This window comes from Streptomyces sp. WAC 01529 (assembly GCF_003945545.1).
GTDB classification, from domain to species: Bacteria; Actinomycetota; Actinomycetes; order Streptomycetales; family Streptomycetaceae; genus Streptomyces; species Streptomyces anatolicus.
Genome location: NZ_CP029617.1, coordinates 1,285,873 through 1,308,094 on the forward strand (window position 1 = coordinate 1,285,873; position 22,222 = coordinate 1,308,094).

Sequence of the window (22,222 nt, forward strand, 5' to 3'; positions counted from 1 at the left end):
GCTGCGTCAGTCCCTCTTATTCCGGTTGGCCCGCTTCCTCTGCCGTGCGGACGGGACGGTGCGGCCCACGATCACCGTACGCCGGGACGGCTTGGCGGGCATGTCGTTCGCCTCGGGGGCGGCCTTGCGGCTGATGGCCCGGCGCACGCCGTATCCGAACGCGGCCACCTTCACGAGCGGGCCGCCGAAGGTGGAGGCGACCGTCGAGGAGAGCGCCGAGGCGTTCGACGTGACCTCCTGGACATCGGAGGCGATCGCGTCGACACGGTCGATCTGCGTCTGCGCCGAACGCACCGCGCTCGACGCGTCCGCGAGGAGGGGCACCGCTTGCTCGGTCACGTCCGCGACGAGCTTGGTGGTCGCCCTGAGCGTCTGGGCCAGCCTCGCCAGTGCCACCGCGAGGAAGGAGACCAGGATCGCCCAGAAGACGGCCACCAGGACCCCGGCAACCTCTCCACCGGACACTTGGCACCGCTCCCTGAGACATCGTCCCTGAACATCGAAAAGTCGTCCTCCGACCCTATCGCGCCGGGGCCGTCGGTCCGTACCGCATTCGCACTCGCTGTCGCAGGACTTGCCTCAAGCAATTGTACGGACCGCACGCGGATGAGTACGCTCCGTACCTCATGCGAGCCTCTCAGCCGGGCAACCTCCCTCTGGAACTCAACGCCTTCGTCGGGCGCACCGCCGAACTGACCGAACTGGCAGCGGCGTTGGAGTCCGGACGGCTGGTCACCGTGACCGGGATCGGCGGGGTCGGCAAATCCCGCCTGGCGCTGCGGGCCGCCGCGCTGGACCGGCCGCGCGACGGCGCCTGGCTGGCGGATCTCGCGCCGCTGCGGGACGCGGACCTGATCGAGTACGCCGTCGCCGAGGCCCTGGGGCTCACCGACCACACGACCAGGCCGCCGCGCCAGGTGCTGCGCGAGCACCTCGCCGAGCGGGAACTCCTCCTCGTCGTCGACGGATTCGAGCACCTCGTGGACGCCTGCGCCCCGCTGCTGCGCGATCTGCTCGTGCACTCCCCCGGGCTGCGGGTGCTCGCGGTGGGCCGCAGGCCGCTGGAGACCGGGGGCGAGCGGCTGCTGCCGCTGGCGCCGCTGCCCGAGGCGGACGCGGCCGAGCTGTTCACCGACCGGGCCGCGGCCGCCCTGCCCCGCTTCGCCCTCGACGACACCAACCGCGAGGACGTCCTCGAACTCTGTCGCCGCCTGGACGGCATCCCCCTCGCCGTCGAGCTGGCGGCGGGCCGGCTGCGGACCCTCTCCCCCGCGCAGCTGCTCTCGCGGCTCGACGACCGGTTCCGGCTGCTGACCGGCGCCCGCCGTGACGTGCCGACCCGGCACCAGGCGCTGCGGACGGCCATCGGCTGGAGCCACGAGCTGTGCACTCCGACGGAGCGGCTGCTCTGGTCGCGGCTCTCGGTCTTCGCCGGGCAGTTCGACCTGGAGGCGGTCGAGTACGTCTGCGCCGGGGACGGGCTGCACGCCGACGACGCCCTCGACATCCTCGGCGAGCTGCTCGCGCAGTCCGTGGTGAGCCGCGAGGAGGGGCCCTCGGGGGTGCGGTACCGCATGCTGGAGACGGTCAGGGCCTACGGCGCCGACTGGCTGGAGGCGGCGGGCGAGGCCACGCGACTGCGGCGCAGGCACCGCGACTGGTACATGGGGCTCGCCACCTGGTGCGAGCTGGACTGGTTCTCGCCGCGCCAGCCGGAGGTCGCCGCCCTCGTCGAGACCGAACTGCCCAATCTGCGGGCCGCCTTGGAGTTCTGTCTGACCGAGCCGGGCGAGGCGCACCTGGGGCAGTACCTGGCCGGCTCGCTGTGGTTCTACTGGGTCGGCTGCGGGCGCCTCCCGGAGGGCAGGCACTGGCTCGACCGGGCGCTCGAACTGGACGGCGGCCATGAGGACGCGCGGCTCAAGGCGCTGTGGGTGCTCGGTTACGTGGCGGTGCTCCAGGGCGACACGGTCGCCGCCCTGGCCGCGCTGCACGAGTGCCGCGACGGGGCGGAGCAGGCGGGCAGCGCGATCGCGGCGGCCTACGCCGAACACCGCATCGGTTGCCTGGCCCTGGTCACGGACGACATCCCGCGCGCGGAGGAGCTGCTGCGCTCGGCGCTCGATCGGTACCAGGAGATCGGCGAGCTGAACAGCAACGTCCTGATGGGCCAGGTCGAGCTGGCGATGGCGCTGGCGTTCCGCGGCGAACTCGCCGCCGCCGTGGAGCTGTGCGAGGACGTGCGCCGGGTCTGCGAGGACCACGGCGAGCGCTGGACCCTCGCGTACGCCCTCTATGTGCTCGGATACGCGGCCTGGACCCACGGCGAGACGGAACGGGCGCGCGAACTGCTCACCGAGTCGCTCGCCCTCGACCACCGCTTCCACGATCTGCTGGGCACGGTCCTCTCCCTCGAACTGCTCGCGCTGTTCACCGCGGCGGAGGGCGATCCGGCGGAGGCCGCCGTGCTCCAGGGCGCCGCCTCCCGCATCTGGCCGTCGGTGGGGCTGCCGCTGTTCGGCTCGGGCAATTTCGGCGGGCCGCACGTCGTGTGCGAGGAGCGGGCCCGCGAGGCGCTGGGCGACGAGCGGTACGAGGAGTGCCTGCGCGCGGGGGCGGGGCTCGGTCTGGACGCGGCGGTCGCCCGGGCACTGCGCACCGGCCCCGGAAACGAGCCGGCCCGCCGCCTGCCCCGCCGGGAAGGGCGGGGAGGCGACGGGCTGAAGCAGGGTGAGCTACGTCCGGGTCAGCGGGCGTAGTACTCGACGACGAGCTGCTCGTCGCAGATCACGGGGATCTCCTTGCGGTTCGGGTCGCGGTCCAGGCGGAAGGCCAGGGCCTTCAGGTTCACCTGGAGGTAGCGCGGGATCTCGCCGTCGGGGGCGAAGCCACCCTCACGCGCGACCTGGAACAGCGGCTTCTCGCGGCTGCGCTCGCGGACCATCACGACGTCGTCGGGACGGACGCGGTACGACGGCTTGTCGACCTTGCCGCCGTTGACCTCGATGTGGCCGTGCACGACCATCTGGCGGGCCTGGTAGATCGTGCGGGCGATGCCCGACCGCAGAACCAGGGCGTCGAGACGACGCTCCAGCTCGATGACCAGGGCCTCACCGGTCTTGAGCTGCGTCTTGGACGCGCGCTCGTAGGCACGGACGAGCTGGCGCTCGGAGAGGTCGTACTGCGCACGCAGCCGCTGCTTCTCGAGCAGACGGACCTTGTAGTCCGAGTTCTGCTTGCGCCCACGGCCGTGCTCGCCCGGCGGGTAGGGGCGGGCCTCGAAGTACTTGACGGCCTTCGGGGTCAGCGCGATGCCAAGAGCACGCGACTTCTTGACCTTGGGGCGGGACTGGTTCGGCATGAACCAACCTCTCTGTTCTCAGTGAAATCGGCTTCACCAGTGGTTAGGGGAGGTCGCAATCCGCAGCCTGGGAAACCCGGCTCGTCCTGACGGACGGGCCCGGCAGCCGCTCCCTGGTCTGGGCACTATGTGCAGCACGCGAGTGGCCCACCGACCGATTCCCGGGGCTCCGGGTGGTGGTGGGCTGCCCGCGACACCTTCGACGGTGCGCGACGCTCCTGGATCCCCTCCGCCTCGCGGCGCGGGGGTTCCGGCTGGATGTCCCGTTCTGGTGGTGCCGGTACGAGACCGGACACGGGACGCAGCACTCCGGACAACTATACCGGGTGCGGCGAGATGCCTCAGCCCTCGGGCTGCTCGCCCTTGAGCCGGGCGCGGACCCGCTCGACCACGTCGGCGTACCGCGCCTCCGCCCCGTACCTCGTGGGCTGGTAGTAGCGCTTGCCCTCGATGGCGTCCGGGGCGTACTGCTGGGCCGCGATGCCGCCGGGGACGTCGTGGGGGTACACATACCCCTGGGCGTGGCCGAGCTTGGCCGCGCCCTTGTAGTGGCCGTCGCGCAGGTGGGGCGGGACGGGTCCGGCGAGGCCGCCGCGGATGTCGGCCTGGGCCTGCTGGATCGCGATCGTCGCCGCGTTCGACTTCGGGGCCAGGGCGAGGGCGATCGTGGCGTGGCTGAGGGTGAGCGCGGCCTCCGGGAAGCCGATCATGGCGACTGCCTGGGCGGCGGCGACCGCGGTGGGCAGGGCGGTCGGGTCGGCGAGGCCGATGTCCTCGCTCGCGGAGATCATCAGGCGCCGGGCGATGAAGCGGGGGTCCTCGCCCGCCTCGATCATGCGGGCCAGATAGTGCAGGGCCGCGTCCACGTCCGAGCCGCGGATGGACTTGATGAGGGCGCTCGCCACGTCGTAGTGCTGGTCGCCGTCGCGGTCGTACTTCACCGCCGCCCGGTCGACCGACTCCTCCAGCGTCTGGAGGGTGATCTCCTTCTCGCCCTTGGCGAGGGCCGAGCCCGCGCCCGCCTCCAGGGCGGTCAGCGCGCGCCTGGCGTCACCGCCGGCGATGCGCAGCAGGTGCTCCTCGGCCTCCTCGGGCAGCTCGACGGCGCCGCCGAGGCCCCGCTCGTCGGTGAGCGCCCGGCGCAGCAGAGCGCGCAGGTCGCCGTCGGTGAGCGGTTCGAGGGTCAGGAGCAGGGAGCGGGACAGGAGCGGGGAGATGATCGAGAAGTACGGATTCTCGGTGGTCGCCGCGATGAGCGTCACCCAGCGGTTCTCGACGGCGGGCAGGAGGGAGTCCTGCTGGGCCTTGCTGAAGCGGTGGATCTCGTCGAGGAAGAGGACGGTCTCCTTGCCGTGGCCGCCCATGGCCCGGCGGGCGCCCTCGATGACCGCGCGCACTTCCTTCACGCCCGCGGTGATCGCGGAAAGCTCGACGAAGCGCTTGTTCGTGGCCTTGGAGACCACGTACGCGAGAGTCGTCTTGCCGATGCCGGGCGGGCCCCACAGGAAGACCGACGAGGGGCCCGCGGGGCCTCCGCCGCCCTCGCCGACGAGGCGGCGCAGGGGTGAGCCCGGCTTCAGCAGATGCTGCTGGCCGACGACTTCGTCGAGGGTGCGCGGGCGCATCCGGACGGCCAGGGGAGAGCTGGACGGGTCCTTCTCCTGGCGGTCTTCGGCTGCGGCGGTGAACAGGTCGGGCTCCACGTCCAGAACCCTATGTCACCCCACTGACAATCCGTCCTGGACCGGTCAGGCCCAGAGGTCGGCGCCCCAGCGCGTGAGGATCAGCATGGCGACGACGCCGAGGTGCATCACCGGCAGCGCCCAGGTGAAGTCGTCCAGGAAGCCCTTGGCCCAGCGGGGTGCGGGCAGGAAGCCCTTGCGGACGTTGAGGGACGTGACGTACCAGAACATGATGATCGTGGCGGCCCAGGCCAGGCAGCACCACAGGCAGAGCGCGTTGATGTGGTACAGCGACTGGATCATCAGCCAGGTGCAGAATCCGACGCCGAAGAGCGTGCCCGCGTTGAAGGTCAGCCAGTACCAGCGCGGGAAGCGGGCCCCGGCGAGCACGCTCATGCCGACACAGATGACGATGCCGTAGGTGACCAGGCCGAGCATCGGGTTGGGGAAGCCGAAGACCGTCGCCTGCTCGCTCTTCATGATGCTGCCGCAGGACACGATGGGGTTGATGCTGCACCCCGGCTGGAAATTCGGGTTCTTCAGGAGTTCCAGCTTGTCGAGGGTGATCACCCAGGAGGCGAGCAGCCCGGCCGCGCCCGTGATCACCAGGAGCAGGGCGAGCCCACGGCTTCCGCCGACAGCACCTGGGGCCTCCGCCCGCTCCCCGTGGTCCGAGTCGTGAGCCTGCGCCGAGATCGTTTTGGTCATCACGCCGTTCCGTCGCTTGAGGGGGCCTGTGGGCACGCACATTGTGCCGCATGTACCTGTGTGTCCACCGGCCGTTGGACACACAGGTCACACAGGTATGAGGACGAGGCTTTACGCGAGCCTGTCCTTCAGGACGGCGACGATCTCGTCCACCGCGATGGCCTCCTGCTCGCCGGACTCCATGTCCTTGAGCTGTACGACGCCCTCGGCGAGGTCCCGCTCACCGGCGACGACGGTGAACCGCGCGCCGCTGCGGTTGGCGTTCTTCATCGCGCCCTTGAGGCCCTTGCCGCCGTAGCTGAAGTCGGCCGCGACCCCGGCCTTGCGCAACTCCGTCACCTTGGCGAAGAGCACGCGGCGCGCCTCGTCGCCGAGCGGCACCGCGAAGACGCTGGTGAGCGAGGGCAGTTCGAGCTGGACGCCCTCCGCCTCCAGGGCGAGCACCGTGCGGTCCACGCCGAGCGCCCAGCCGACCGAGGGCAGCGAGGGGCCGCCGATCATCTCGGAGAGGCCGTCGTAGCGGCCGCCGCCGCCGACCGCGGACTGCGAGCCCAGGCCGTCGTGGACGAACTCGAAGGTCGTGCGGGTGTAGTAGTCCAGGCCGCGGACCAGCTTCTCGTCGTCCTCGAAGGCGACGCCCGCCGCCGTGATCAGCTCGCGGACCTGCTCGTGGTAGGCCTTGCACGCGTCGCACAGGTACTCGCGCAGCGACGGGGCGCCCACCAGCTGCTTCTGGACCTCGGCGCGCTTGTCGTCGAGGACCCGGAGCGGGTTGATGTCGATACGTCGACGAGTCTCCTCGTCCAGGTCGAGAGCGCGCAGGAACTCCTGGAGCGCGGCCCGGTAGACGGGACGGCACTCCTTGTCGCCCAGCGAGTTCAGCAGGATGCGGAAGTTCCGCAGGCCAAGGGCGCGGTACGCCTGGTCGGCGAGGATGATCAGCTCGGCGTCGAGCGCCGGGTCCTCGGCGCCGATCGCCTCGGCGCCCACCTGGGAGAAGTGCCTGTAGCGGCCCTTCTGGGGGCGCTCGTAGCGGTAGTACGAGCCGGAGTACCAGAGCTTGACGGGGAGGTTGCCCGCCTTGTGGAGGCTGCCCTCCAGCGCGGCGCGCAGCACGGAGGCGGTGCCTTCGGGGCGCAGCGCGAGCCTGTCGCCGCCCTTGGTCTCGAAGGCGTACATCTCCTTGGTGACGATGTCGGTGGACTCACCGACACCGCGCGCGAACAGCTCGACGCTTTCAAAACCGGGCGTCTCGATGTAGCCGTAGCCGGAGTTGCGCAGCGGCGCGGCGATCGCCTCGCGCACCGCGAGGTACTTCGCGGAGTCGGGCGGAAGCAGGTCGTAGGTGCCCTTGGGGGCCTTGAAGGTGCTCACGGGTGTTCTCGTCACATTCCTCGTCGCGGGGCGGACGTGGGGTCCGCGCCCAGGCCGGAGGCCACCTGCCGCAGATACGGGTTGGTGGCGCGCTCCTGGCCGATGGATGTCTGGGGGCCGTGGCCGGACAGCACCACGGTCGAGTCGTCGAGCGGCAGGCACACGCGGGCCAACGACTCGAGGATCTCCGGGTGGCTGCCGCCGGGCAGGTCGGTGCGTCCGATGGAGCCGGCGAAGAGCAGATCGCCCGAGAAGAAGACCGAGGGGATCTCGGCCGTCTCGGGCATCTGGAAGGTCACCGACCCCTTCGTATGGCCCGGCGCGTGCGCGACGGAGAAGTCGAGGCCGGCCAGCTTCAGCTCGGCGCCGTCGGTCAGCTCCCGCATGTCATCGGGCTCACCCACCGTCAGCTCGCCCATGAGAGGCATCCCGATGGAGCGGCCGAGGGCCTTCTCCGGGTCGCTCATCATGTACCGGTCCGAGGGGTGGATCCACGCGGGCACGTCGTGCGCTCCGCAGACCGGGACGACCGAGGCGACGTGGTCGATGTGGCCATGGGTGAGGATGACCGCGACGGGCTTGAGCCGATGCTTCTTGAGTGCGTCCTCGACTCCCTGGGCGGCCTGGTGGCCCGGGTCGATGATCACGCACTCCTCGCCTGCGGCGGGGGCGACCAGATAGCAGTTGGTGCCCCAGGCCCCGGCGGGGAACCCGGCAATGAGCACGATCGTCCTTCGTTCGTCGTCCGGCGGGAGGGGCCGCACTCCCCGGCGGGGGATCGCGGCAGTTCAGAGCCTACCGGCGCTGCCGATTCCACAGGTAACCCATATACGGTACGGGGCACATTCAGGCGGCCCCGGAAGCGGGCCAGGAGAAAAGGGGAGAGAACCCGGTGGTCAGCAACGATCAGCGGCGGCGGCAGCTCGCCCGGGAGAAGTTCCAGCGTCAGCAGCAGCGGCGGGAGGCCGCGCGGCGCAGGGCCCGCATGCGCAACGGCGTGATCGCGGGGGCGCTCGCGGTGGTGGTGGCGGGCGGCGCGGTGTCGTACGCGGCGGGTGCCTTCGACGGCGGCGGCTCGACGAACGACGACGCGAGCGCGCAGCCCACCAGCACGCCGAAGGACCCCTGCGAGAAGGCGGCGCCCGGCAAGGTGAAGCCGCTGAGCTTCAAGAAGGAGCCGGCGCTCGACATCGACAAGTCGGCCGACTACACGATGCGTCTGAAGACGACCTGCGGCGACATCGACCTCGACCTGGACGCGGCGAAGGCCCCGCACACCGTCAACTCCTTCAACTTCCTGGTGAACAAGGGTTACCTGGACCACACCAAGTGCCACCGCCTCACCACCGGCGGCATCTACGTCCTGCAGTGCGGCGACCCGAAGGGCACCGGCACGGGCGGCCCCGGCTACTCGATCCCGGACGAGAACCTGAAGGACAAGCGCCTGAAGGGGAACGTGTATCCGGCGGGCACGGTCGCCATGGCCAATCAGTACAACGCCCAGAAGAAGCAGGGCCGCGACACCGGCGGCAGCCAGTTCTTCCTCGTCTACCAGGACAGTCAGCTCCCGCCCCACTACACACCGTTCGGGACCATTTCCGATTCCGGGATGAAGGTGCTCAAGAAGATCGCCGCGGCCGGGGAGAGCACCGGGCAGGGCGACGGCGCCCCGAACGCGACCGTCGTCATCGACAAGGCGACCGTGACCAAATCCTGAGCCCCGCCAGGCAAACTTCGGTCGTGCGGGATGCGGACAGCCGCCCCGCCGGTCGCCTATGTTGGCGGTGACGAAACTGTGGACGATGCCGGGGGCCCCGAGGCCCTGCGCAGGCATCATGTGGAGGAGGCGCTGTGAGCAGCGACCCGTGGGGCCGCGTCGACGAGACGGGGACCGTGTACGTGCGTACGACCGACGGCGGCGAGCGAGTGGTCGGTTCGTGGCAGGCAGGCTCTCCTGACGAGGCCCTTGCCTACTTCGAGCGCAAGTACGACGGTCTGGTCGTCGAGATCGGACTTCTCGAGCGCCGGGTGAAGACGACCGATCTGTCGGCCAAAGACGCGATGACCGCCATCGACCATCTGCGCCAGCAGGTCGACGAGGCGCACGCGGTCGGCGATCTGGACGCCCTGAGCAAGCGGCTCGACAAGCTGGTGGAGACCGTCGAGGCCCGCCGCGAGGAGCGCAAGGCCCAGAAGGCCAAACAGTCCGACGAGGCGCGACAGGCCAAGGAGGCCCTGGTCGTCGAGGCCGAGGAGCTGGCCCAGAGCGAGCAGTGGCGGGCGGCCGGTGAGCGGCTGCGGGCCCTGGTGGACATCTGGAAGGGTCTGCCACGCCTGGACCGCAAGTCGGACGACGAGCTGTGGCACCGCTTCTCGCACGCCCGCTCGGCGTTCTCCAAGCGCCGCAAGGCGCACTTCGCCTCGCTGGACGCGCAGCGCGAGGAGGCCCGCAAGGCCAAGGAGAAGCTGGTCGGCGAGGCGGAGGCGCTCTCCGGCTCGACGGACTGGGGCCCGACGGCCGCGCGGTACCGCGAGCTGATGACGGAGTGGAAGGCGGCGGGCCGCGCCCAGCGCGAGCACGAGGACGACCTGTGGAACCGCTTCCGCGGTGCCCAGGACGTCTTCTTCGCGGCGCGCAGCGCGGTCTTCGCCGAGCGCGACGCCGAGCAGGGCGAGAACCTCAAGCTCAAGGAGGAGCTGGCCGACGAGGCCGAGAAGCTCGTCCCGGTGACGGATCTGAAGGCGGCCCGTGCCGCGTTCCGCTCCATCAACGAACGCTGGGAGGCCATCGGCCACGTCCCGCGTGACGCGCGCCCCAAGGTCGAGGGCCGTATGCAGGCCGTGGAGCGGGCGCTCCAGGAGTCCGAGGAAGCCGAGTGGCGCCGCACGAACCCGGAGGCACGGGCGCGGGCCGAGGGCCTGACGGGGCAGCTGCAGGCGGCGGTGGACAAGCTGACCGAGCAGATCGAGAAGGCTCGCGCTGCCGGCAACAACGCCAGGGCCGACAAGCTCCAGAAGGAGCTCGAGGGCCGCCAGGCGCTGCTCGACCAGGCTCTCAAGGGTCTGCACGAGTTCGGCGGCTGACAGCCTTCACGACACATGGGCCCGCCCCCGGCGCTTCTGCGCCGGGGGCGGGCCCATGTGTCACAGGGGTCAGGGTCTGCGCGCCGACGTCACCCGGTACACGTCGTAGACGCCCTCGACTCCCCTGACGGCCTTGAGCACGTGCCCCAGGTGCTTGGGGTCGCCCATCTCGAAGGTGAAGCGGGAGGTGGCGACGCGGTCGCGTGAGGTCTGCACGGCGGCCGACAGGATGTTCACGTGCTGGTCCGAGAGGATGCGCGTGACGTCGGAGAGCAGGCGCGACCGGTCCAGGGCCTCGACCTGGATGGCGACCAGGAAGACCGACGACTGGGTGGGTGCCCACTCGACTTCCAGGATCCGCTCGGGCTCGCGCGAGAGGGAGTCCACGTTCACACAGTCGCTGCGATGGACCGAGACTCCGCTGCCGCGCGTGACGAAGCCGATGATGGGGTCGCCGGGGACGGGCGTGCAGCAGCGGGCCAGCTTGACCCACACGTCCTCGACGCCCTTGACGACGACGCCCGGATCGGCGTTCGAGCGGCGCTTGCTGCGGCCGCGCGAGGGCGGCGCGCTCTCGGCGATGTCCTCGTTGGCTGCCTCCTCGCCGCCGAGGGCCTGGACGAGCTTCTGCACGACGGACTGCGCGGTGACGTGTCCCTCGCCGATCGCCGCGTACAGCGACGAGATGTCGGGGTAGCGCATCTCGTGCGCGAGCGTGACCAGGGAGTCGCCGGTCAGGATCCGCTGGATCGGCAGGTTCTGCTTGCGCATGGCGCGCGCGATGGCGTCCTTGCCCTGCTCGATGGCCTCGTCGCGGCGCTCCTTGGAGAACCACGCGCGGATCTTGTTGCGCGCCCGCGGCGACTTGACGAAGCCGAGCCAGTCGCGGGACGGGCCCGCGCCCGCGGCCTTGGAGGTGAAGACCTCCACCAGGTCGCCGTTGTCCAGGGTCGATTCGAGCGGTACGAGCCTGCCGTTGACCCGCGCCCCTATGGTGCGGTGGCCGACCTCGGTGTGGACCGCGTACGAGAAGTCGACGGGGGTGGCGCCCGCCGGGAGCGCTATGACGTCGCCCTTCGGCGTGAACACGAAGACCTCGTTGCGCGACAGGTCGAAGCGCAGCGACTCCAGGAACTCGCTGGGGTCCTCGGTCTCCTTCTGCCAGTCGAGGAGCTGGCGCAGCCACGCCATGTCGTTGAGGTGGTCGTCCTTGCCGCCGGCCTTCCTCGGCACGTCGGTGCGCACCTTCGAGGCACCGGCGACGGCCTCCTGCTTGTACTTCCAGTGGGCGGCGATGCCGTACTCGGCGCGGCGGTGCATGTCGAACGTACGGATCTGCAGCTCGACGGGCTTGCCGTTGGGGCCGATGACCGTCGTGTGCAGCGACTGGTACATGTTGAACTTCGGCATCGCGATGTAGTCCTTGAACCGGCCGGGGACCGGGTTCCATCGCGCGTGGACCGTGCCGAGCGCCGCGTAGCAGTCGCGGACCGTGTCGACGAGTACACGGATTCCCACCAGGTCGTAGATCTCCGCGAAGTCACGGCCGCGGACGATCATCTTCTGGTAGACGCTGTAGTAGTGCTTCGGGCGTCCGGTGACGGTCGCCTTGATGCGGGCGGCGCGCAGGTCCGCCTGGACCTCGTCGGTCACTATGGCGAGGTACTCGTCGCGCTTGGGGGCGCGCTCGGCCACCAGACGCACGATCTCGTCGTACATCTTGGGGTAGAGGATCGCGAAGGCGAGGTCCTCCAGCTCCCACTTGATGGTGTTCATGCCCAGGCGGTGGGCGAGCGGCGCGTAGATCTCCAGGGTCTCGCGCGCCTTCTTCTCCTGCTTCTCGCGCTTGAGATAGCGCATCGTGCGCATGTTGTGCAGGCGGTCGGCGAGCTTGATGACCAGGACACGGGGGTCCTTGGCCATGGCGACGACCATCTTGCGCACGGTCTCGGCCTGCGCGGCCTCGCCGAACTTGACCTTGTCGAGCTTGGTGACGCCGTCGACGAGCAGGGCGACCTGGTCGCCGAAGTCGCGCCTGAGGGTGTCCAGGCCGTACTCGGTGTCCTCGACGGTGTCGTGCAGGAGACCGGCCATCAGGGTGGCCGGATCCATGCCCAGCTCGGCGAGGATGGTCGTCACGGCGAGCGGGTGCGTGATGTACGGGTCGCCGCTCTTGCGCTTCTGGCCGCGGTGCCAGCGCTCGGCGACCTGGTAGGCCCGCTCGATCTGGCGGAGCGTGGACGTCTCGATCTTCGGGTCGTTGCTGCGCACTATCCGCAGCAGGGGCTCGAGGACCGGGTTGTACGGGTTCGAACGCTGCACGCCGAGCCTGGCGAGCCGGGCCCGCACGCGGTTCGAGGAGCCGGAACGCGCGGGCGCGCCCGTGGCGGGGCGGATCGCGGGAGCCGTCGGGTGGTGGTCCGCGGCCGGCTTCGGGCGGGGCTGCTCGGCCGGTTTGTCGCCCCGGGAGACCTCGCCCTGTGCGCGCTGCGCGGACGTGCCGCCCTGGGGGCCCGCCGCCTTCTTCGCGGGCGCGGCGGAGCCCGCCGAGGCCTCCTTGCCCGCCTGGGCGGCCTTGGCGGCGGTGAGTGGCTGGGACTCGTCTGGCAAGAGCGCTCCCTGTGCGCGATCGGGGTCCCCCGGTCAGGCCCCGAAGAACCCATGGTATCGATCCTGGGCCGTCGGCTCGCCTTCGGCCGGTGAGACAGCTCTGTACTGGAGAAACGCGAGGGGCGGCGCGTCGATTCCCCCGCCTGTCCTCCGGGTGCCCCCCGCATGTCCTGGAGACGGCGACGGGCGCCCCGGCCTGTGCCGGAGCGCCCGTCGCCCTGTCCTGCGAGCCCTCTCAGACGGTGATCAGCGCCTCGAGCGGCGCCCCGTCCAGAGCGCGCTCCAGCTTCTGCCGGCCGCCGAGGAAGCCCAGCTCCATGAGGACCGCGACACCGGCCACCTGGGCGCCCGAGCGCCGGATCAGCTCCACCGAGGCCGCGGCGGTGCCGCCGGTGGCGAGGACGTCGTCGATGACCATGACGCGGTCGCCCGCCGCCAGGTCCTCGGCGTGCACCTCGATCTCGGCGCTGCCGTACTCCAGGTCGTAGCTCTGGCGCAGCGTCGCTCCGGGGAGCTTGCCCGCCTTGCGTACGGGGATGAAGCCGAGCCCGGCGCGGATCGCGACCGGGGCGCCGAGGATGAAGCCGCGGGCCTCCAGGCCGACGATCTTCGTGGCGCCGTGCCGCGTGCTGAGGGCGGCCAGCGTGTCCGTGAGCGCCGCGAACGCGGCCGGGTCGGCCAGCAGCGGCGTGATGTCCTTGAACATCACCCCCGGCTTCGGATGGTCCGGGACGTCACGGATGCGGCTGAGCAGCAGCTCGGAGACGTCTGCGACCTCGGTCATCGGCGCTTCCCCGAAGGCCTGCCCTTGCCGCGGCTGCGCGAGGCGGGCTGGGCCCGCGGTCCGACGACAGCTGGTGTGGCGTCGTCGTCGGGAACGCTGCCCCGCGGCTCGTCCTCCCCACGGAAGTCACCGTCCTCCACCGAGTCCCCCCTGGCCGCGGCCGACGCGCGCTTGGCGAGCACCCGCTTCTTCAGGGCCTTCAGCTGCGGCTCGCGCTCCTTGAAGTCGGCGACGAGCGGCGTGGCGATGAAGATCGAGGAGTACGCACCGGCCGCGAGGCCGACGAACAGCGACAGCGAGATGTCGTTGAGCATGCCGGCGCCCAGGACACCGCCACCGATGAACAGCAGGCCCGCCACCGGGAGCAGCGCGACGACCGTGGTGTTGATGGAGCGCACCAGGGTGCCGTTGATGCTGCGGTTGGCGACCTCGCTGTAGGTGAAGCGGGTCTGCTTGGTGAGGTCCTTCGACTGCTCCTTCAAGCTGTCGAAGACCACGACCGTGTCGTAGAGCGAGTAACCGAGGATGGTCAGCAGACCGATCACCGTGCCGGGCGTGACCTCGAAGCCGACCAGCGCGTAGACACCCACGGTGATGGTGATGTCGTGGATGAGCGCGATCAGTGCCGCCAGCGCCATGCGCCATTCGAAGGCGATGGCCAGGTAGATGACCACGAGGACCATGAAGATCGCCAGGCCCTGCCAGGCCTTGTTGGCGACCTGTTCGCCCCAACTGGGGCCCACCAGGTCGGCGTTGATGTCCGCGGCCTTGACGTCGAGGTCCTTGGCCAGCGCCGCCTTGATCTGGTCGGACTTGTCGATGTCCACACCCGCGATCTGGATGCGCATCGCGTCGTCGCCCAGCTTCTGGACGATCGCGTCATGGCCGGAGGCCTTCTCCGCGGCCTCCTCGGCCTGCGTGACCGAGACGCTCGTCTTCGGGGTGTTGAAGACGGCGCCCCCCTCGAACTCGATGCCCATGTTCAGGCCGCGCACCGCGAGGCCCACGATGGCGGTGATGGTGATCAGTATCGAGACGGCGTACCAGATCTTGCGCTTGCCGACGAAGTCGTAGCCGACCTCGCCGTGGTAGAGCCTGGCGCCGAGATCGCCGAGCTTCGACATCTCACGCCTCCTTCGGGTCGACAGGGCCAACGGAGGAGCCGGTAGTGCGGCGTGACCGGCGGATCGGGGGCTTGATGCCGAGCCGCTTCGGGTCGAAGCCCGACCACTTGTGGCCGTTCGCGAAGAACTTCTTGCGCGCCATGAGCGTCATCAGCGGCTTGGTGAAGAAGAAGACCACGACGACGTCGAGCAGGGTGGTCAGACCGAGCGTGAACGCGAAGCCCTGCACCTTGCCGACCGTGACGACGAAAAGCACCGCGGCGGCGAGGAACGACACGAAGTCGGAGACCAGGATCGTGCGCCGGGCGCGCGGCCAGGCCCGCTCGACGGCGGGACGCAGCGTACGTCCCTCGCGGACCTCGTCACGGACGCGTTCGAAGAAGACGATGAACGAGTCCGCCGTGATACCGATCGCGACGATCGCACCGCACACCGCGGGGAGGTTCAGCGCGAAGTTGATGGTCGGGCCGAGCAGCGTCATGATCGCGTACGTCAGCGCCGCGGAGACCAGGAGGCTCGCGATGGCGATGAGCGACAGGCCGCGGTAGTAGACCACCAGGTAGATGACGACGAGCGCGAGACCGATGGCGCCCGCGATCAGACCCGCTTTCAGCTGCTCGCCGCCGAGGGCCGGGCTGACCGTGGTGACGCTCTGCTCGTGGAAGGTGAGCGGCAGGGCGCCGTACGACAGGATGTTCGCCAGGTCCTTGGCGGAGTCCTGGTTGAAGCTGCCGGAGATCTCGGCGTTCGTGGTCAGCGTCGTGTTGACGCTGGGGGCCGAGACGACCTCGCCGTCCAGGACGATCGCGAACTGGTTCTGCGGGGACTGCTGCTGCGAGAGCTTGCCCGTCGTCTTCGCGAACTTCTTGCCGCCGGACTTGGTGAATTCCATGTTGACGACCCAGGCACCGGTCTGCTGGTTGATGGTCGCCTGCGCCTCGTCGACGTCCTTGCCGTTCACCTCGGCCGGGGCAAGGATGAACTTGTCCCACGTCTTGCCGTCGGGGCTCTTGCCGCACGCGACCGTCGGGTCGGACGGCTTGACGCCCTTGCCTGCCGCCGCGCGGGCCTTCTTGTCCGTGCAGTCCAGCTTGGTGAACTGCTCCTGGAGCTTGGCCGTGGCCGGGTCGGTGGACGGCGTGGGCGAGGGCTTCTCGTCCTTCTTCCCGTCGTCCTTGGCCTTGTCCGTCGCGGACGGGGTCGGGTCGGCCTTCAGGGCCTCGCTGACGGCACGGCCCTGGGGCGACGCGGAGGAGGACGGGGAGTTCGCCGCGTCCTTGTCGGTCGCCTTGTCCGTGGCCTTGTCGGTGGCCTTGTCCTTGTCCTTTTCCTTGTCCGTCCCGGACGAGGAGCTGGCGGACGGATCGGGAGCCGGCGCGCCGGCGGCCTGAGTGATCACCGGACGGAAGTAGAGCTGCGCGGTCGTGCCGACCTGGTCGCGCGCCTGCTTCTCGTTCGTCCCCTTGGGGATGTTGACGATGATGTTGCGATCGCCCTGGGTCTGGACCTCGGCCTCGGAGACACCCAGGCCGTTGACACGGTTGTTGATGATGTCGACGGCCGTGTTCATGTTGGTCGGGTTGATCGCGTTCTTCTGGCCCGGCTCGTTCCTCGCCTCGAGCGTGATGCTCGTACCACCCGCGAGGTCGATGCCCAGGCGCGGTGTGGTGTGTCCGGAAAGGAACATTCCCCCGGTCAGCGCCACGAGGGCGATCAGGATGAAGGCCAGTGCGCGGCCCGGCTTGCCCGGTGCGCTCTGCCTTCGGCCCTTCTTCGGTGCTGCCACCTTCTCGTTCTCCCTGTCCAACCGCCCGGCTTCCGGTCCGGCCCCGAACGGTGCGGGGAGGTTCCGGGCGGGCGGCCATGAAGTGGTGTCGAGATTCGGCGCGAAATGCACGTGGTCCGGGGCCCGTGGTGCGCGAGCGGCGCGCCCCACGGGCCCCGGTCGTGACTACTTCGCGTCGGACTCGCCGTCGGTCTTCTTCGGCTGCGCGTCGTCGGCCTCGGCGGCCGCGTCCTTCTTGCCGAGGTCGATGCGCGAGTCGTCGGAAGCGTCGGCGGGCTCGTCGGTCTCGGTCAGGGAGGAGGCGTCGTCCGGAACGACGGGGGCGTCCTCGTTCAGGTCGGCCTCGGTGCCGTGCACGATGCGGTTGTACTCGTCGTCGGCGAGAACGGCGCCGATCGCGTTCTTCGCGTAAACCGCGTGGACACCGGGGGCCACCTCAAGGAGGACGGCGTCGTCGTGGACCTCCTTGACGGTGGCGTACATGCCACCGATCGTGCGGATGCCGGTGCCGGGCTGCATCTCGTTACGCATCTGCGCGGCGGCCTGCTGCTTCTTCTTCGCAGACCGGGTCATCAGGAACATGGCCCCGATGAGCACGATGAACGGGAGGAGGGTCACGATATTCACGGGACGGAGTTTCCTTCGCACGACCGCGGGGGTAAGCGGCCTGATGGATGGGGGTGGGCACGCCGCCCGCAAAGGCGGCGTCGGCGGAGTCTAAGCGAGTCCGCACCTAACGAACAACGCTCAGCATGGCACCGCAGTTCCTGGGCAAGCGACTATCCGCGCCGTTCTCCCCCGCTCGCGGGGCACTCTCGCGCCCCTGTCACGCCCCGAACAGATCCTGCTGTCCCTTTCCGCTTCCACCCGGCCGGGGCGGCGGCACGAGGCCCAGGTGCGCCCAGGCGGCGGGCGTCGCGACGCGGCCGCGCGGGGTGCGGGCGAGCAGCCCCTCGCGTACGAGGAAGGGCTCGGCGACCTCCTCCACGGTCTCGCGCTCCTCCCCCACCGCGACCGCGAGGGTCGAAAGGCCGACGGGTCCGCCGCCGAACAGCTTGAGCAGGGCCTCCAGGACGGCGCGGTCGAGGCGGTCGAGGCCGCGGTCGTCGACCTCGTAGACCGCGAGGGCCGCGCCCGCGATGGCGCGGTCGATCACACCGTCGGCCTTGACCTGGGCGTAGTCCCGCACGCGGCGCAGGAGGCGGTTGGCGATACGGGGCGTACCGCGCGAGCGGCCCGCGATCTCGGCGGCGCCGGCCGGGTCGATCTCCACGTCGAGCAGCTGGGCGGAGCGGTGGACGACCCGCTCCAGCTCCGCGGGTTCGTAGAACTCCATGTGCGCGGTGAAGCCGAAGCGGTCGCGCAGCGGCGGGGGCAGCAGGCCCGCGCGCGTGGTGGCGCCGACCAGGGTGAAGGGCGGCAGTTCGAGGGGGATGGCGGTGGCGCCGGGGCCCTTGCCGACGATGACGTCGACGCGGAAGTCCTCCATCGCCATGTAGAGCATCTCCTCGGCGGGCCGCGACATGCGGTGGATCTCGTCGAGGAAGAGGACCTCGCCCTCCTGGAGGGAGGAGAGGATCGCGGCGAGATCGCCCGCGTGCTGGATGGCGGGCCCGCTGGTGATGCGGATCGGGGCGCCCATCTCGGCGGCAATGATCATCGAGAGGGTCGTCTTGCCGAGGCCGGGGGCCCCGGAGAGCAGGACGTGGTCGGCGGTGGCGCCGCGCGCGCGGGCCGCGCGCAGGACGAGGTCGAGCTGCTCGCGGACCTTCTCCTGGCCGATGAACTCGCCGAGGTCCTTGGGGCGCAGGGCGGCCTCGACGGCCTGGTCCTCGCCGTCGGCGACGGAGCCCACCAGCCGCTCGGCCGCAGCGGCAGCTTCGTCGGTGGTGTCGTCCCAGTTCATGCGGTGTGCCTCGCGATGTGGTTCGGGGGTCGGGGGCCGGGGGGGGAGCGCGGGAGCGCTCAGCGGGTGCGGTTCAGGGTCTGGAGCGCCGCCTTGAGGAGCTGGCCGACCTGCGGGGTGCCGCCGGCCGCCTCGGCCTGCGGGGTGACGGCGGCGACGGCCTCGTCGGCCTCGCGCGTGGCGTACCCGAGGCCGATCAGGGCGGCGTGCAGCTGGTCGCGCCAGCCGGAGGTGACGGCGCTGCCGAGGGCGGGGCCGCCGGTACCCAGCGGTTCGCCGAGGCGGTCCTTGTACTCCAGGAGGAGCTTCTGGGCGCCCTTCTTGCCGATGCCGGGGACGGCGGTCAGCGCCTTCTCGTCGCCGGTGGAGACGGCGCGGCGCAGGGCGTCGGGGCTGTGCACGGCGAGCATGGCCTGGGCCAGGCGCGGACCGACGCCGCTCGCGGTCTGCAGCAGCTCGAAGGTCTGCCGCTCGTCGTCGTCCGCGAAGCCGTACAGGGTCAGGGAGTCCTCGCGCACGACGAGGGAGGTGGCGAGCTTGGCCTGCTGGCCCACCCGGAGCGTGGAGAGGGTGTTCGGTGTGCACTGGACGGCCATGCCGATGCCGCCGACCTCGACCACCGCGGCATCGGGGGCGAGGGCGGCGACGGGGCCGCTGACGAAGGCGATCATGCGGTACGGCCTTTCTGTGCTGCTTGCTGAGCTGTGAGGGTCCTGGCGGCGTGCTGGGCCGCGGCCTGCTGGAATCTGTTCTGGACGACGGCCTGCTGGAGGCGGTTCTGCGCGGGGGCGCGCCAGATGTGGCAGATGGCGAGGGCGAGGGCGTCCGCGGCGTCGGCGGGCTTCGGCGGCGCGTCGAGCCGCAGGAGCCGGGTCACCATGGCGCCCACCTGGGCCTTGTCGGCGCGGCCGCTGCCGGTGACGGCGGCCTTGACCTCGCTCGGGGTGTGCAGGGCGACGGGGATGCCGCGGCGCGAGGCGCAGAGCATGGCGACGGCGCTGGCCTGGGCGGTGCCCATGACCGTACGGACGTTGTGCTGGCTGAACACCCGCTCCACGGCGAGGATTTCGGGGTCGTGCTCGTCGAGCCACTGCTCGATGCCCTGCTCGATGGCGACAAGGCGCAGCCCCAGCTCGGCGTCGGCCGGGGTCCGTACGACACCGACGCCGCGCATGGTCAGTGGGCGTCCGGCGACTCCGTCGACGACCCCCACACCGCACCGGGTCAGCCCCGGGTCGACCCCCAGCACCCGCACGACAGCCCCCACTTCTTCGCTCACCTGTTTGTGCAGGCTATCGGCTCGCACTGACAACGCGACGGGCCGACAGGGGCGTGTCCCCGTCGGCCCGTCGTCGTATACGCGTCACATCCGCGTGTGTCAGGCGTCCACCTTGGCCATGACCTCGTCGGAGACGTCGAAGTTGGCGAAGACGTTCTGCACGTCGTCGCTGTCCTCCAGCGCGTCGATGAGCTTGAAGATCTTCCGGGCGCCCTCTTCGTCCAGCTCGACCTGCATGGTCGGGACGAAGTTGGCGTCAGCCGAGTCGTAGTCGATGCCGGCGTCCTGGAGGGCGGTGCGGACCGCGACCAGGTCGGTGGCCTCGCTGAGCACCTCGAAGGTCTCACCGAGGTCGTTGACCTCCTCGGCGCCCGCGTCCAGGACCGCGCCGAGCACGTCGTCCTCGGTCAGCTCGCCCTTGGGGACGATGACGACGCCCTTGCGGTGGAAGAGGTAGGAGACGGAGCCCGGGTCGGCCATCGAGCCGCCGTTGCGCGTCATGGCGACGCGGACGTCGGACGCGGCGCGGTTGCGGTTGTCGGTGAGGCACTCGATGAGCACCGCGACGCCGTTCGGGCCGTAACCCTCGTACATGATCGTCTCGTAGTCGGCGCCACCGGCTTCGAGACCGGCGCCGCGCTTGACCGCGGAGTCGATGTTCTTGTTCGGGACCGAGCTCTTCTTGGCCTTCTGGATGGCGTCGAAGAGAGTCGGGTTACCGGACACGTCGGCGCCGCCCGTGCGGGCCGCGACCTCAATGTTCTTGATCATCTTCGCGAAGAGCTTGCCGCGCTTGGCGTCGATCACGGCCTTCTTGTGCTTCGTCGTAGCCCATTTAGAGTGGCCGGACATCTGCCTGTCTCCTTCGCGTTACCCAACAACCGGTACGAACTCTCCCGGACCGCAAGGCTCCGGGGATCCCCGGAGATCCTACAAGGATCCCGCGCGCGTGTTACCCCGCGCCATCTCCACGAACAGAGCGTGGACGCGGTGGTCGCCGGTCAGCTCGGGGTGGAAGGACGTGGCGAGCGCGTTGCCCTGGCGCACGGCGACGATGTGGCCCTCGTGCTCGGCCACCACCTCCACCTGCGCGCCGACCGACTCGACCCACGGCGCCCGGATGAAGACGCCCTCGACCGGGGCGCCCTCGACGCCCTTGACGTCGACGGCCGCCTCGAAGGACTCGTTCTGGCGACCGAAGGCGTTGCGCCGCACGATCATGTCGATGCCGCCCACCGTCTCCTGGCCCGAGCGCGGGTCGAGGATCTTGTCGGCGAGCATGATCATGCCCGCGCAGGTGCCGTAGACCGGCATGCCGTCACGCACGCGCGCGCGAAGAGGCTCCATGACGCCGAAGAGGTTCGCCAGCTTGGAGATGGTGGTGGACTCACCGCCGGGGATGACCAGGCCGTCGACCTCGGCCAGCTCTTCGGGGCGCCTCACCGGCCTGGCCAGGGCGTCAGCCGAGGCCAGGGCGATCAGGTGCTCCCGTACGTCCCCCTGTAGGGCGAGGACGCCCACTACGGGAGTGGTCATTACCAGCCTCGGTTCGCGTAGCGCTCGGTCTCGGGCAGGGTGTCGCAGTTGATGCCGACCATGGCCTCGCCGAGGTTGCGGGAGGCGTCCGCGATGATCTTCGGGTCGTCGTAGAAGGTGGTGGCCTTCACGATGGCGGCGGCGCGCTTGGCCGGGTCGCCGGACTTGAAGATGCCGGAGCCGACGAAGACGCCCTCGGCGCCGAGCTGGCGCATCAGCGCGGCGTCGGCCGGGGTGGCGACGCCACCGGCGGAGAAGAGCACGACGGGCAGCTTGCCCAGCTCGGCGGTCTCCTTGACCAGCTCGTAGGGGGCGCGCAGGTCCTTGGCGGCGGCGTACAGCTCGTTGTTGTCGTAGCCGCGCAGCTTGGCGATCTCGTTCTTGATCTGGCGCAGGTGGCGGACGGCCTCGACGACGTTGCCGGTGCCGGCCTCGCCCTTGGAGCGGATCATGGCCGCGCCCTCGGCGATGCGGCGCAGGGCCTCGCCCAGGTTGGTGGCGCCGCACACGAACGGGGTCGTGAAGGCGAACTTGTCGCTGTGGTTGACCTCGTCGGCCGGGGTGAGGACCTCGGACTCGTCGATGTAGTCGACGCCGAGGGACTGCAGCACCTGGGCCTCGACGAAGTGGCCGATGCGGGACTTGGCCATGACCGGGATGGAGACGGCCTCGATGATCTCTTCGATCATGTTCGGGTCGGACATCCGCGCCACGCCGCCGTCCTTGCGGATGTCGGCGGGCACCCGCTCCAGCGCCATGACGGCGACGGCGCCGGCGTCCTCGGCGATCTTCGCCTGCTCGGCGTTGACGACGTCCATGATCACGCCGCCCTTGAGCTGCTCGGCCATGCCGCGCTTCACACGCGCGGTGCCGGTCTCGGGCGTCTGGTTGCTGCTGGAGGGGGTGCTGGACACGGGGTTGACCTCACTCGCTGAAGAGAAGTTTCTGCAGCTCCGAGGTAACTCTCGAACACCAGGCCACAGCAAGG

The 22,222-nt window shown here is 70.2% G+C and carries 20 protein-coding genes; 3 read left to right on the forward strand and 17 right to left on the reverse strand.

Annotation, left to right across the window (positions count from 1 at the left end; genetic code table 11):
• Positions 1–6: 6 nt before the first annotated feature.
• Positions 7–465, reverse strand: coding sequence for a DUF948 domain-containing protein (locus tag DMA15_RS05745; protein ID WP_125511569.1), 459 nt, complete (start codon positions 463–465; stop codon positions 7–9).
• Between the two features lie 161 nt (positions 466–626).
• Here DMA15_RS05745 and DMA15_RS05750 point away from each other — a divergent pair, with 161 nt between their 5' ends.
• Complete coding sequence (locus DMA15_RS05750; RefSeq protein ID WP_240659686.1) at positions 627–2,759, forward strand: AAA family ATPase; 2,133 nt, start codon at positions 627–629, stop codon at positions 2,757–2,759.
• Here the strand turns inward: DMA15_RS05750 and rpsD are convergent.
• From rpsD to DMA15_RS05775, 5 genes are all read right to left on the reverse strand, one after another.
• A complete protein-coding gene (gene rpsD, locus DMA15_RS05755) occupies positions 2,747–3,361 on the reverse strand; it encodes a 30S ribosomal protein S4 (protein WP_125511570.1) in 615 nt (204 codons plus the stop codon). The two genes, DMA15_RS05750 and rpsD, sit on opposite strands and share 13 nt — an antisense overlap.
• Positions 3,362–3,702: 341 nt before the next feature.
• On the reverse strand, positions 3,703–5,064 hold the full coding sequence (locus DMA15_RS05760; protein ID WP_125511571.1) for a replication-associated recombination protein A: 1,362 nt from the start codon (positions 5,062–5,064) through the stop codon (positions 3,703–3,705).
• Positions 5,065–5,109: 45 nt separating this feature from the next.
• Positions 5,110–5,751, reverse strand: coding sequence for a vitamin K epoxide reductase family protein (locus tag DMA15_RS05765; protein ID WP_125511572.1), 642 nt, complete (start codon positions 5,749–5,751; stop codon positions 5,110–5,112).
• A gap of 111 nt (positions 5,752–5,862) precedes the next feature.
• Positions 5,863–7,125: a histidine--tRNA ligase gene (hisS, locus tag DMA15_RS05770; RefSeq protein WP_125511573.1), complete on the reverse strand. Its 1,263-nt coding sequence runs from the start codon at positions 7,123–7,125 to the stop codon at positions 5,863–5,865.
• Between the two features lie 11 nt (positions 7,126–7,136).
• Positions 7,137–7,850, reverse strand: a complete 714-nt coding sequence (locus DMA15_RS05775; protein WP_125511574.1) for an MBL fold metallo-hydrolase — start codon at positions 7,848–7,850, stop codon at positions 7,137–7,139.
• Between the two features lie 167 nt (positions 7,851–8,017).
• On the opposite strand from DMA15_RS05775, the gene DMA15_RS05780 reads away from it, so the two are divergent.
• Both DMA15_RS05780 and DMA15_RS05785 read left to right on the forward strand, forming a co-directional pair.
• Entirely contained in the window at positions 8,018–8,842 is an 825-nt protein-coding gene (locus DMA15_RS05780; protein WP_125511575.1) for a peptidylprolyl isomerase, read from the forward strand.
• 134 nt (positions 8,843–8,976) lie between these two features.
• Positions 8,977–10,209, forward strand: coding sequence for a DUF349 domain-containing protein (locus DMA15_RS05785; RefSeq protein ID WP_125511576.1), 1,233 nt, complete (start codon positions 8,977–8,979; stop codon positions 10,207–10,209).
• A gap of 69 nt (positions 10,210–10,278) precedes the next feature.
• Here the strand turns inward: DMA15_RS05785 and DMA15_RS05790 are convergent, their stop codons facing one another.
• The 11 genes from DMA15_RS05790 to pdxS all read right to left on the reverse strand — a co-directional run bounded on the left by DMA15_RS05790 (position 10,279) and on the right by pdxS (position 22,148).
• Complete coding sequence (locus tag DMA15_RS05790) at positions 10,279–12,819, reverse strand: RelA/SpoT family protein (protein ID WP_125511577.1); 2,541 nt, start codon at positions 12,817–12,819, stop codon at positions 10,279–10,281.
• 235 nt (positions 12,820–13,054) lie between these two features.
• Positions 13,055–13,603 (reverse strand): adenine phosphoribosyltransferase, encoded by a 549-nt coding sequence (locus DMA15_RS05795; RefSeq protein WP_125511578.1) that lies wholly within the window; start codon positions 13,601–13,603, stop codon positions 13,055–13,057.
• Positions 13,600–14,727, reverse strand: a complete 1,128-nt coding sequence (gene secF, locus DMA15_RS05800) for a protein translocase subunit SecF (protein ID WP_125511579.1) — start codon at positions 14,725–14,727, stop codon at positions 13,600–13,602. Before secF ends, DMA15_RS05795 begins: the two co-directional genes overlap by 4 nt.
• 1 nt (position 14,728) lies before the next feature.
• On the reverse strand, positions 14,729–16,513 hold the full coding sequence (gene secD / locus DMA15_RS05805; protein WP_125511580.1) for a protein translocase subunit SecD: 1,785 nt from the start codon (positions 16,511–16,513) through the stop codon (positions 14,729–14,731).
• Positions 16,514–16,678: 165 nt separating this feature from the next.
• Complete coding sequence (gene yajC, locus DMA15_RS05810; protein ID WP_125511581.1) at positions 16,679–17,140, reverse strand: preprotein translocase subunit YajC; 462 nt, start codon at positions 17,138–17,140, stop codon at positions 16,679–16,681.
• 199 nt (positions 17,141–17,339) lie between these two features.
• On the reverse strand, positions 17,340–18,419 hold the full coding sequence (ruvB, locus tag DMA15_RS05815) for a Holliday junction branch migration DNA helicase RuvB (protein WP_125511582.1): 1,080 nt from the start codon (positions 18,417–18,419) through the stop codon (positions 17,340–17,342).
• Positions 18,420–18,478: 59 nt separating this feature from the next.
• Positions 18,479–19,090: a Holliday junction branch migration protein RuvA gene (ruvA, locus tag DMA15_RS05820; RefSeq protein ID WP_125511583.1), complete on the reverse strand. Its 612-nt coding sequence runs from the start codon at positions 19,088–19,090 to the stop codon at positions 18,479–18,481.
• Positions 19,087–19,674, reverse strand: a complete 588-nt coding sequence (ruvC, locus tag DMA15_RS05825; protein ID WP_125517337.1) for a crossover junction endodeoxyribonuclease RuvC — start codon at positions 19,672–19,674, stop codon at positions 19,087–19,089. The genes ruvA and ruvC overlap by 4 nt, the downstream gene beginning before the upstream one ends.
• 123 nt (positions 19,675–19,797) lie before the next feature.
• Positions 19,798–20,550 carry a YebC/PmpR family DNA-binding transcriptional regulator gene (locus tag DMA15_RS05830; RefSeq protein ID WP_125511584.1) on the reverse strand — a complete coding sequence of 251 codons (753 nt, stop codon included), beginning with the start codon at positions 20,548–20,550 and terminating at the stop codon, positions 19,798–19,800.
• A 78-nt stretch (positions 20,551–20,628) separates the two neighbouring features.
• Positions 20,629–21,234 (reverse strand): pyridoxal 5'-phosphate synthase glutaminase subunit PdxT, encoded by a 606-nt coding sequence (gene pdxT / locus DMA15_RS05835; RefSeq protein WP_125511585.1) that lies wholly within the window; start codon positions 21,232–21,234, stop codon positions 20,629–20,631.
• Positions 21,234–22,148 carry a pyridoxal 5'-phosphate synthase lyase subunit PdxS gene (gene pdxS, locus DMA15_RS05840; protein WP_125511586.1) on the reverse strand — a complete coding sequence of 305 codons (915 nt, stop codon included), beginning with the start codon at positions 22,146–22,148 and terminating at the stop codon, positions 21,234–21,236. The genes pdxT and pdxS overlap by 1 nt, the downstream gene beginning before the upstream one ends.
• Between the last annotated feature and the right edge of the window lie 74 nt (positions 22,149–22,222).